The sequence below is a fragment of the Cryobacterium sp. W22_MBD10_FK3 genome (assembly GCF_052113745.1).
In the GTDB taxonomy this organism is placed as follows: domain Bacteria; phylum Actinomycetota; class Actinomycetes; order Actinomycetales; family Microbacteriaceae; genus Cryobacterium.
Genome location: NZ_JBGQOH010000037.1, coordinates 1 through 10,205 on the forward strand (window position 1 = coordinate 1; position 10,205 = coordinate 10,205).

Annotated in this window: 11 protein-coding genes; 2 read left to right on the plus strand and 9 right to left on the minus strand. The window is 68.1% G+C overall.

Annotated elements, in window-relative coordinates:
• Positions 1-73 precede the first annotated feature (73 nt).
• The 5 genes from ACEN2M_RS18605 to ACEN2M_RS18625 form a co-directional block, all read right to left on the minus strand.
• Positions 74-1,000 (minus strand): ABC transporter substrate-binding protein, encoded by a 927-nt coding sequence (locus tag ACEN2M_RS18605; RefSeq protein ID WP_441649631.1) that lies wholly within the window; start codon positions 998-1,000, stop codon positions 74-76.
• A 41-nt stretch (positions 1,001-1,041) separates the two neighbouring features.
• Positions 1,042-1,782, minus strand: a complete 741-nt coding sequence (locus ACEN2M_RS18610) for an ABC transporter permease (protein ID WP_441649632.1) — start codon at positions 1,780-1,782, stop codon at positions 1,042-1,044.
• Positions 1,779-2,456 carry an ABC transporter permease gene (locus ACEN2M_RS18615; RefSeq protein WP_441649633.1) on the minus strand — a complete coding sequence of 226 codons (678 nt, stop codon included), beginning with the start codon at positions 2,454-2,456 and terminating at the stop codon, positions 1,779-1,781. Before ACEN2M_RS18615 ends, ACEN2M_RS18610 begins: the two co-directional genes overlap by 4 nt.
• Positions 2,453-3,349, minus strand: coding sequence for an ABC transporter ATP-binding protein (locus tag ACEN2M_RS18620; RefSeq protein WP_441649634.1), 897 nt, complete (start codon positions 3,347-3,349; stop codon positions 2,453-2,455). Before ACEN2M_RS18620 ends, ACEN2M_RS18615 begins: the two co-directional genes overlap by 4 nt.
• 159 nt (positions 3,350-3,508) lie before the next feature.
• Entirely contained in the window at positions 3,509-4,165 is a 657-nt protein-coding gene (locus tag ACEN2M_RS18625; protein ID WP_441649635.1) for a TetR family transcriptional regulator, read from the minus strand.
• 353 nt (positions 4,166-4,518) lie between these two features.
• Here ACEN2M_RS18625 and ACEN2M_RS18630 point away from each other — a divergent pair, with 353 nt between their 5' ends.
• The gene (locus ACEN2M_RS18630) at positions 4,519-5,433 is read left to right on the plus strand and encodes an App1 family protein (protein ID WP_441649636.1); all 915 of its coding nucleotides are present in this window, start codon (positions 4,519-4,521) and stop codon (positions 5,431-5,433) included.
• A gap of 29 nt (positions 5,434-5,462) precedes the next feature.
• Here the strand turns inward: ACEN2M_RS18630 and ACEN2M_RS18635 are convergent, their stop codons facing one another.
• Genes ACEN2M_RS18635 through hisD form a run of 3 tightly spaced genes read right to left on the minus strand, consistent with a single transcriptional unit; the run spans position 5,463 to position 8,347 of the window.
• On the minus strand, positions 5,463-6,527 hold the full coding sequence (locus tag ACEN2M_RS18635) for a quinone-dependent dihydroorotate dehydrogenase (protein ID WP_441649637.1): 1,065 nt from the start codon (positions 6,525-6,527) through the stop codon (positions 5,463-5,465).
• A 2-nt stretch (positions 6,528-6,529) separates the two neighbouring features.
• Positions 6,530-7,015, minus strand: a complete 486-nt coding sequence (nrdR, locus tag ACEN2M_RS18640) for a transcriptional regulator NrdR (protein ID WP_441649638.1) — start codon at positions 7,013-7,015, stop codon at positions 6,530-6,532.
• 12 nt (positions 7,016-7,027) lie between these two features.
• Complete coding sequence (gene hisD / locus ACEN2M_RS18645) at positions 7,028-8,347, minus strand: histidinol dehydrogenase (RefSeq protein WP_441649639.1); 1,320 nt, start codon at positions 8,345-8,347, stop codon at positions 7,028-7,030.
• Between the two features lie 70 nt (positions 8,348-8,417).
• Here hisD and ACEN2M_RS18650 point away from each other — a divergent pair, with 70 nt between their 5' ends.
• Positions 8,418-8,969 carry a flavin reductase family protein gene (locus tag ACEN2M_RS18650; RefSeq protein WP_441649640.1) on the plus strand — a complete coding sequence of 184 codons (552 nt, stop codon included), beginning with the start codon at positions 8,418-8,420 and terminating at the stop codon, positions 8,967-8,969.
• A gap of 42 nt (positions 8,970-9,011) precedes the next feature.
• Here the strand turns inward: ACEN2M_RS18650 and ACEN2M_RS18655 are convergent, their stop codons facing one another.
• Positions 9,012-9,797: a lysophospholipid acyltransferase family protein gene (locus ACEN2M_RS18655; RefSeq protein ID WP_441649641.1), complete on the minus strand. Its 786-nt coding sequence runs from the start codon at positions 9,795-9,797 to the stop codon at positions 9,012-9,014.
• Between the last annotated feature and the right edge of the window lie 408 nt (positions 9,798-10,205).

Genomic DNA, 10,205 nt, shown 5'->3' on the forward strand with positions numbered 1-10,205 from the left:
CCCCTCCACTAAGCCCGGAGGTTCTCCTCTTTCACAAGCCCAGAAGTGTCACCCAGGTCATGGCCCAGTACAGCTAGAGCAGCCCGGCCTTGGTCAGCCAGTCCGTTGCGATGGTGTCTGCTGCGGCCTGATCGTTCACGCTCTGGGAGTTCAGTTCGACGAGAGTGTCGGCGGTGAGCTTGGCGCTCACGGCATTGATGATCTCGGCCGCGCCGTCGTCGACCTTGTCGGAGACGACGGGCACAACGTTGTCCGCGAAGAACAGACCGTCGGGGTCGTCGAGGGCGACGAGGTTGTTCGAGGAGATGTTCGGGTCGGCCGTATAGACGTTAGCCAGCTGGATCTTGTTATCGACCAGGGACTTGACCGTCAGCGGCCCGCCGTTGTCCTCGACGGGCGTGAAGCCGGCGATTTCGATGCCGTACTTCTCTTTCAGGGCGGTGGGGCCGTACGGGCGGGTCTCGAGCTCCGAGTTGCCGCCCACTGTGATCGGTTCGGTCACCTTGCTGAGCGAGGCGATGTCGGTGAGGCCGTAGGTGTCGGCAAAGGCTTGGGTCACGGTCCAGGAGTTCTGGTCGGTCGCCTCCGCCATGTCCAGCACGCTCACGCCGTCAGGCAGGGCCTCCTGCAGCTGCGTGTAGGTCTCGTCGGCGGTGCCGCCGGCGGCGTCTGGCTTCAGCGCCTGCAACAGGCTGCCCGTGTATTCGGGGAAGACATCGATGGAGCCGCCTTCGATCTCGGGCAGGTATGCCTCGCGCTGGCCGATCCGGAACTGACGGTCGACTGTGTAGCCGCCGTCTTCCAGGGCCTGGGCATAGATCTCGGCGATGATCTCGTTGGAGTAGTAGTCCTGCGAGCCCACCACGAGGGTGTCGGTGTCGCCCGAGCTGCTATTTCCTTCGTCCAGCGGATCGCCGGACGCACACCCTGCAAGGGCTACGACTGCCCCAACCGCGACCGCGCTGACAAGCGCGAGCCGGCCTCTTGTGATTGTGAACATGCTGTTGTCCTTCCTCAGGTACCGATGGTTCGGTAGTGGTGTCACCGAATTGCTGTGGAGCGTTCGGGGAGATTCGCGGAGATGCTGGGCCGGCCGGCCTTCCCGGACCCGGGTCCGGCACGGCCGGAAACACCCCGTGGTACGACAAACCGCTGGATGAGCGCAAAGATTCCCTCCAGCACAAGCGCCAACAGGATCACGAGAATAGACCCGCCCAGCATCTCGGCATAGTCGCGGTTCTTCAACCCGGAAAACAGGTAGCGGCCCAGACCGATATCGGCCACGTAGGCCGCGAGCGTGGCGGTCGCGATGACCTGCAAGGTGGCCGAGCGCAATCCGCCGATCAGGAGCGGGAGGCCAAGCGGGACCTCCACCTTGCGCACGATCTGCAGCTCAGACATCCCCACCGCACGCGCAGCGTCGACGGTGCGCCGGTCGATGGCCTCGAATCCGGTGTACGCGCCGGCCAGAATCGGCGGGATGGCCAGCACGGTCAACGCCACGTATGGTGCCACGACGCCGATGCCGACCCAGAGGGCGACCAGGGTGAGCAGACCCAGCGTCGGGATGGCCCGCAGTCCCCCCGAGGTCATGACCGCCAGGGAACGACCGCGGCCGGTGTGGCCGATCAGGTAGCCAAGCGGAATCGCGATCGCCGACGCGATCACCAGGGTGACCAGGGTGAAGAGAAGGTGCTGGGCGAGGCGCAACGGGATCGCGTTCAGGCCCACGTAGTTGGCCGGGTCGAGAATCCAGTCGATGGCGCTGGCGAAGAGGTTCATGCCGCCGTCACCTCCACGGCTGCGGATCGTTTGGTGCCGGCCCCTCGGCGGGTCCAGGGCATCAGCACCCGGCCGGCAAGGACCAGCGCTCCGTCGAGGAGCAGGGCCAGGCCCACCGTGGTTACCAGGCCGGCGATGATCTCGGCCTGAATCCCGCGCTGGAAGCCGTCGGTGAACAGGCTGCCGAGGCTCTGCACGCCGACGACCGCGCCCACGGTGACCAGGCTCACGGTGCTGACCACAACGACCCGCATGCCGGCTAGCAGCACCGGGCCGGACAGCGGCAGTTCCACCTGCCAGAACCGCGACCATGTCGAATAGCCCACAGCGGAGGCGGATTGGCGCACGTCGGCATCCACGGAATCGAGACCGTCGGACACCACCCGAACCATGAGGGCGATGCCGTAGAGAGTGAGGGCGACGATCACGTTCACCGGCGACAGCAGCCCGGTACCGATCACGGCCGGCAGCACAAAGATGAGGGGAAGGGAGGGCACAGCGTAGAGCAGGCCGGCGGCGGTGAGGATGATTCCCCTGCTGATCCTGTAACGCCGCGCCAACCAGCCCAACGGGAGTGCGATCACGAAGCAGAGCACGATCGGCGGCAGGCTCAGGACCACGTGGTCCAGGGTGCGCGCCCAGATCAGGCCGAGGTTGGCCAGCACCCAGGTCATCGGTCGCCTTCGGTGCCCGTCGCGGATCCCACCGCGTCGCGGCCGGCCGGGCCCCGTGGAGTGCCCGCTGCCGAGGCCGCTCCCCCGTTCAGCACCCCGGCCAGGCGTCCGTCGCTGTCGACGACCACATCCTCGTCGCCGTGGCGCTCCACATGCAGTGCCCGGCGACCGCGGTCAGCGCCGACGAAGCTGGCGACGAAGTCGTCGGCTGGGCGCGCCAACAGATCGACCGGCGACCCGACCTGGGCGATGCGGCCCCCCTCACGCAGAATGACGATCTGGTCGCCCAGCAGGAAGGCCTCTTCGATGTCGTGGGTGACGAAGACAACGGTCTTGTCCAGCTCTTTCTGCAGTCGCACCAGCTCCTGCTGGAGTTCCGCGCGCACGATCGGGTCAACGGCCCCGAACGGTTCGTCCATCAGCAGGATGTTCGGGTTGACGGCAAGCCCCCTGGCCACACCGACGCGTTGCTGCTGGCCCCCGGAGAGCTGGCTCGGGTATCGGTCGGCCAGCGCACGGTCCAGGCCGACGGTGTCGAGCAACGCCAGGGCATCCGCTCTGGCCTGCCGCTTCGGGGTGCCGCGCAGCAACGGAACCGTGGCCACGTTGTCGATGACCGTGCGATGCGGGAGCAACCCGGAGTTCTGCATGACGTATCCGATTCCGCGGCGCAACTTAACCGGCGGCAGCGTTGCGATGTCTTCACCATCGATTGCGACCGACCCGCTGGTCGGATCGACCATGCGGTTGATCATTCGCAACAGGGTGGTCTTACCCGATCCGGAGGATCCGACCAGCACGGTGGTCTGGTGGGAGGGCAACACGAGACTGAAGTCCTCGACGGCCAGCGTGCCGTCAGGGAATCGTTTGCTGACTGAACGGAACTCGATCATGGCTGGGCTCAATCCTCGAAGCGGGCTCGGCGCCCCGCACTCCCCGACGGCGGGGATCACGGAGCGGGCGAGTACGGAAGACTAGCCAATCATCCTTCGGAGCCAGATCCAAAGCGGATTGCCCCGTACGCCAGGATCGCCAGGGGCGAAGGTCCCGATTTAGGCGTCTGGACCGTAATACCCGACGAGGTAGTCGTGCATGATGCGGCGGCACTCGGCAATGAAACGCTCATCTCCCTGGCTGTTCCAGGTGAAGGCACGCGAGAGCAGGGAGTCGGCCATTTCGACGGCGACTTCGAGCCGGAAGATCAGGTCGGGGCCACCGGTCAAGCCGAATTCCTCGGACAGGACACCGGCGATCTGATTGGCAAAGAACCCTGAATCCAGCTGGTCAGGCGTGCTGGACTGTGCGCGTTCCCGATCGGCGAAGTGCAGGATGCGGAACCCGGGTTCGGCGCGGTACAGCTCGACGAAGGCCGAGATCCCGCAGTCGACGGCTTCCCACCAGGTGCTCGGCTGCGTGTCCTTGAGGGACTCGGCGACACGCTGCCTGAATCGCAGCACCGCACGTTCTCGCAGGCCCTCGAGAACGGCAACTCGATCGGGGTAGTAGCGGTAGACCGTGCCGATCGAGGCGCCGGCCCGCTCGGCGACCATGGCGGTGGTGATCCGGTCGAATCCGACCTCGTCGACGACCTCAGCGGCAGCGTCGAGAAGTGCGGTCAGCCTGGCCGCGCTGCGCTGTTGGATGGGTTCGGTGCGAATCTGCCTGCCCTGGGCAAGCGAGTCTTCACCGAATAGGTCGATCAGCGCCACGTGTCCTCCTTGAATATACGTCACAATCTTAGACGGCACGGCCGACACCGAGGCACAGACGGCACCCCCCAAACGGAGCGGACGCCCGGGGCCCGGGCGAGTCGGGTCGGCGCATCCCCGCGCTCCCCCCGTCCACGGGTGCGGTCGGCCGCATGAGAGACTGAGGTGTGTCAAAGTCCCCCGCCACGCCCGCCCTGCCCCTGGACCCTGCGCGCCTCATGCACCGAGCGGCGCGAATCGAGGATTGGCTTCATGACAAGCGGGAGAAGTTCGCCCGTCGACGAGGGCATCTGCCTGTCGTCATCCCATACACGGGTTACGGTACGACCGAACGAGTGCGGATCCTGTGCCGGGTGTTGCTAGCAAAGCCGGCCAAGCCCGGCGCTCGCACCCGCAAGCCGCGGCGGAACGTCGGCCGCGATGCGAGCATCCGGGGCTGGCGCAGCTTCACAAGCGTTCCGGTCAACGACGTCACCGTCACCATCGACATCGGGGGCAAGGCCCACCGGGTGCAGGCCGACCGCGGCGGCGTCGTCGACACCGTCATGCAGGTCAACCTGGAGCCGGGCTGGCATACCGCCCGGCTGCACACGCACGCCTCCGGCAGCGTCGAGGCGCCGGTCTTCATCGTGGCCCCCGACGTGCGCACGGGCGTCATCTCCGACGTCGACGACACCGTGATGGTCACGACTCTCCCCCGCCCGCTGCTGGCCGCCTGGAACACCTTCGTCCTCGACGAGCACGCTCGCGTCCCCACGCCGGGAATGGCCGTGCTGCTGGATCGCCTCGCCGACGCGACGCCGGGGGCTCCAGTCATCTACCTCTCCACCGGTGCCTGGAACGTCGCACCGACGCTCAGCCGGTTTCTCTCCCGCAACCTCTACCCCGCCGGGGCGTTGCTGCTCACGGACTGGGGACCCACCCACGACAGATTGTTCCGCAGCGGCAAGGAGCACAAGCGCGAGAACCTGCGCCGGCTCGCGCAGGAATTCCCCGAGATGAAGTGGATCCTGATCGGCGACGACGGGCAGCACGACGAGGCGATCTACAGCGAGTTCCAGCAGGACTTCCCCGACAGCGTCGCGGCCGTCGCCATCCGTCGGCTGTCACCGAGTGAGGCCGTGCTGGCCGGCCGTCGCGCCAAGGACGCCGCCGAGGCCAAGCCGGACGCGCTCTGGGTCTACGGACCCGACGGCGCGAGCCTGGCCGCCCAGTTGGCCGATCTCGGACTGATCACCGATCCAGGACTGCCCGGCCCCACGGACTGACGTGGTCAGGCGGGCCGGCCGTGGCTGGCTTAGGAGAGGATCGGCTTTCGACCGGCGACACCGCGACCGGCGAGCAGCATGTCGAGACCACGATTGACCTGGCGGGCCCACAGCGGACCGCGGTACAGGAAACCCGTGTAGCCCTGCACCAGGGTTGCCCCGGCAGCGAGTCGCTCGGCGACCTGCTCGGCCGTCTCCACCCCACCGACCGAGATGACGCACAGGTCCGCGGGCACACAGGCTCTGATCAGACGCAGGACGGCGAGCGAACGGTCGTTCAGCGGGGCGCCGGAGAGCCCGCCCGCGCCGGCAGCCGAGACGACGGCCGGGTCGGTCAGCAGGTTGTCCCTGGAGATGGTGGTGTTGGTGGCGATGATGCCGTCCAGGCCCAGCTCCACCGTCAGGCCGGCGATGCGGGTCACCTCGTCGTCGGTGAGGTCCGGTGCGATCTTCACCAGCAGCGGGGTGCCGCCGGCCTTGTCCTGCACCGCCCGCAACAGCGGCGCGAGCTGGTCGAGTTCCTGCAGGCCGCGCAACCCCGGAGTGTTGGGTGAGCTCACGTTGACCACCAGGTAGTCCGCGATGGGGGCCAGGGCGACGGTGCTGACCAGGTAGTCGGCCGTGGCGTCTTCAACGGCGGTGACCCGGCTCTTGCCGATGTTGATACCCAGGACCGGGCGGTTGACAGTGGCGCGCACCTGGCGCAGGCGGGCGACCGCAGCCTCGGCTCCACCGTTGTTGAAGCCCATCCGGTTGACCACGGCCCGGTCGGGGATGAGCCGGAACAGCCGCGGCTTGGGGTTGCCGGGTTGGGCGATTGCGGTGAGCGTGCCGACCTCGACGTGCCCGAAGCCGAGCCTGCCCAGACCGATCACGGCGTGGCCGTCTTTGTCGAACCCGGCCGCGACGCCGAACGGCGAATCGAAGTGCAGGCCGAGGGTGTCGACCCCGATGTCGGTGCGCGGTCGGGTGAACCTGTGCAGCGCGGGCCCCAGGCCCAGGCGCGGCAACCACCGGATGACCTCGAAGGCCAGGTGGTGCGCCTGCTCGGGGTCGATCCGGGTGAGCACCAGCTTGAAGAGGGTGGGGTACACGTTCACTGTTCCGGTTCGGAGTCGGGTTCCGGCGTGGCGGCGACGTGTTCGGTGCGCAGTTGGGCGATGGCGCTCTCGAAGTCGTCCAGCGAATCGAACGCCTGGTACACGCTGGCGAAGCGCAGGTAGGCCACCTCGTCGAGGTCGCGCAGCGGGGCCAGGATGGCCAGGCCGATGTCGTTGGCCTCGATCTGAGACGCTCCGGTCTGCCGGATCGTCTCCTCGACCTTCTGAGCGAGCATGGCGAGGTCGGAGTCGGTGACCGGGCGCCCCTGACAGGCCTTGCGCACACCGGCGACGATCTTCTCCCGGCTGAACGGCTCCACGACGCCGCTGCGCTTGATGATGTTCAGGCTGGCTGTCTCGGTGGTGCTGAACCGGCGACCGCACTCGGGGCACTGGCGGCGGCGGCGGATCGAGAGTCCGTCGTCACTGGTGCGTGAGTCGATGACACGGGAATCAGGGTGGCGACAGAACGGGCAATACATGGTGCCGAAAGCTTACCGCGCCGCATCCGGCGCGAATCGCGCGCTCACGGCGTCGCCGTGGGCCGGCAGCGCCTCGGCTGCGGAGAGGGCCAGGATGTGGTCGGCGACGCCGGCGAGACCGCCGCGGGTGTAGCGCACCACCTGCTGCGGGCGCAGGAAGGTGTACGCGCCGAGCGCCGCGGAGAACCGCGCCTGACCGCCGGTGGGAAGCACGTGGTTGGAGCCTGCGGCGTAGTCGCCCAGGCTCACCGGGGCGTACGGGCCGAGGAAGATCGCGCCGGCGTTGTCGATCTGCCGCAGCACGGCGTCGGGGTCCTCGGTCTGGATCTCCAGGTGCTCGGGGCCGAAGGCGTTGCTGAAGGCCGCGGCCTGGTCGAGGTCGTCGACCAGAACGATGGCCGACTGGGTGCCGCCGAGCGACGCCGTGACCCGTTCCGAGTGCGTGGTGGTGGTCGCCAGTTCGTCGAGGAGGGCCTCGACGGCGGCGGCGAGCTCGGCGGAGTCGGTGACAAGCACGGCGGCCGCGAGCTCGTCGTGTTCGGCCTGGCTGACCAGGTCGGCGGCGACGTAGGCAGGGTCGGCGTCGGCGTCGGCGATCACGAGGATGTCGGTGGGACCGGCCTCCGAGTCGATCCCGGTCACACCACGCACGAGTCGCTTTGCCGCGGCGACGTAGACGTTGCCGGGGCCGGTCACCAGCTGCACGGGGTCCAGGCCCAGGCCGGGCACACCGTAGGCGAACGCGCCGACGGCGCCGGCACCGCCCATGGCGTAGATCTCGTCGACGCCGAGGAGACCCGCGACGGCCAGGATCGTGGGGTGCACCCGGCCGTCGAAGTGGCTTTGTGGCGGAGAGGCCAGCGCGATCGACGTGACCCCGGCGACCTGGGCCGGAACGACGTTCATGACCACGCTGGACGGATAGACGGCCTTGCCGCCCGGAACGTACAGACCGACCCGCTGCACGGGGCGCCAGCGCTGCACGATCTCGGCGCCCTCGGCGATCACTGTGGTGACCTGCGGCGGCACCTGCGCGGTGCTGGCCAGGCGCACCCGGCGGATGGTCTCTTCGATCGCGATGCGGACATCCGGGTCGAGGGCAGCGAGGGCCTCGTCGACGTGGGAGGCCGGCACGCGCACGAACTCCGGGCGCACCCGGTCGAGTTTCTCGGCCTGGTCGAGCAGGGCCAGTTCGCCGCGGGCGCGAACGTCGTCGATCAGTTCGGCGGCGACGTCACTCGCGACGGTGACGCTGGTGAGCGCCCGGGGCACTGAGGCCAAAAGTTCGGCCGGAGCAGGCCGCGTTCCTCGAAGGTCAATCGTCTGGATCATGTCATCTCAGCTTATCCAAGAACGGCAGGCACACGGGAATAGGCTGGTTGGTGAAACGATTGGCACCACTATGACTGAACGCCCCGCCGCACCGGCAGCACTCCCCCAGCCGCCGGCCCTTGACACCGACCCGCATGCGCCGGGCGACCTGGCCGCGTTCAAGAACGCGTTCCGCCGTCACGCCGCCGGGGTCGCCGTCGTCACCGCGCTGGACACAGAGGGCCGGCCCGTCGGGTTCACCGCAACGTCCCTGGCCTCGATGTCGGCGGTGCCGCCGCTGGCGACCTTCAACATGGCGAAGTCGGCCAGCTCCTGGCCGGCCATTTCGGAGACCGACCGGGTCGTCATCCACCTGCTCGGCCTGCGCAACCGCACCCTGGCCGAGCGCCTGGCCGGGCCGAACACCGAGCGATTCGTCGGAGACCACTGGCGGGTGGGGCCGTACGGGTTGCCCGTTCTGAACAATGTGACGTCCTGGATGGTGGGGCGGATCGTGGAACGGGTCACCGTGCACAACGCGGCGGTTGTGGTCGTGCAGGTCGAGGGCGGCGGGCTCGGTCACGATGACGAGGCGCTGATCTATCACGAGCGCCACTACCGGGCGCTGGGCGAGACTCTGTAGTCAATCCGGCCCGGTTGTCCTGGGCGCCGGGGCGCTACCGGTCTAAACAGCCGGGGACTCGGCGGCCCGTGCCGCTGCCTTACGACGTTGACGTTCGGCTTCCGTCGCGGCGGCCTCGGCCGGGGTCGGCGCGGTTCCACCCAGGTGGGCGGGCTGCCACCAGCGGCCGGCTCCCGGCTCCGGGTAGCGCGTCTGCAGGCCGTCGACGAGCTCCTGGAGCAGGCCGTGCAGCGTGTCGGTGACCTGTTGCGGGTCATCCTCGGCGCCCACATGCACCGGTGCGCCCACCGCGAAGGAGATCGGCGTGCGATAGGCCTCCCCCAGCGAGGGCTTGTGGTTCTTGGTGAGCAGCCGGTGGCCACCCCACACGGCGATGGGAATGATGGGCACGTCGGCCTCCTTGGCCATCCGTGCCGCACCTGTCTTCAGGTCGCGCACCGTGAAGGACGCGTTCACGCCGCCCTCCGGGAAGACGCCCACGAGTTCGCCGGCGCTCAGCGCCCGAACCGCATCGGCGTACGCCTGGGCGCCGGCCGTCATGTCGACGTTGATGTGCCGCATTCCGCGCAGCAACCAGCCGACGACCGGCTTGTCGAAGGCGCCTTTCTTTGCCATGAAGCGGATGTGCCTGCGGTTCTTTCGCCAGGTCATCCACTCCACCAGGGCGAAGTCTGCGTAACCGAAGTGCGTGATGGCGAGGACGGCGCCGCCGGCATCGGGCAGATTGGTGAGGCCGGTCACCGACGGCCGTAACCTGAATAACCCGAAGACCGTGCGTCCTGCAGTGATCGCCGTGCTGTAGATCGGTTCCCCGGTGCGCCTTCTCATGAGACCAGCGTAGGACCAGTGGCTGTCAACCCGCTGGTCGAACGGGGGTCATTCGTCCCGAGTCCGGTCACCGGGATGGCGCCGCGCTATCGTGTGCGCATGACTGAAGCCGTCACGGCCGGGTGGTCCGAGTTCGCGGTGGCGATGGCCGGCGCGGCGGCTGCGCTGGCTGGTCGGTCTTCATCGGAGCCGTCCTGTTGCTCGCCGACGCGGACTGGTCTCTGTACTGGGTGGCGGCGGGACTGGTCCTGACCGTGGCCGGCTCAATGCTGGATGCCTGGGTGCCTGGGTGCTGATGGTGGAAATTCTGCGTTGACCCGCCCGCGTCTTGAATGTCGGTGGTAGGTGAGACGATCTCAGCATGAGTAGCCCTGATGTGGCACCACCGCCGGCTTCGGACGATGACGA

What these genes read in the sequence shown, in the direction of transcription:
- ACEN2M_RS18615 (WP_441649633.1), bottom strand. Translation starts at nt 2,456, where the DNA reads ATGACCTGGGTGCTGGCCAACCTCGGCCTGATCTGGGCGCGCACCCTG.
- nrdR (WP_441649638.1), bottom strand. Translation starts at nt 7,015, where the DNA reads ATGTATTGCCCGTTCTGTCGCCACCCTGATTCCCGTGTCATCGACTCA.
- hisD (WP_441649639.1), bottom strand. Translation starts at nt 8,347, where the DNA reads ATGATCCAGACGATTGACCTTCGAGGAACGCGGCCTGCTCCGGCCGAA.
- ACEN2M_RS18620 (WP_441649634.1), bottom strand. Translation starts at nt 3,349, where the DNA reads ATGATCGAGTTCCGTTCAGTCAGCAAACGATTCCCTGACGGCACGCTG.
- ACEN2M_RS18655 (WP_441649641.1), bottom strand. Translation starts at nt 9,797, where the DNA reads ATGAGAAGGCGCACCGGGGAACCGATCTACAGCACGGCGATCACTGCA.
- ACEN2M_RS18610 (WP_441649632.1), bottom strand. Translation starts at nt 1,782, where the DNA reads ATGAACCTCTTCGCCAGCGCCATCGACTGGATTCTCGACCCGGCCAAC.
- ACEN2M_RS18650 (WP_441649640.1), top strand. Translation starts at nt 8,418, where the DNA reads ATGACTGAACGCCCCGCCGCACCGGCAGCACTCCCCCAGCCGCCGGCC.
- ACEN2M_RS18605 (WP_441649631.1), bottom strand. Translation starts at nt 1,000, where the DNA reads ATGTTCACAATCACAAGAGGCCGGCTCGCGCTTGTCAGCGCGGTCGCG.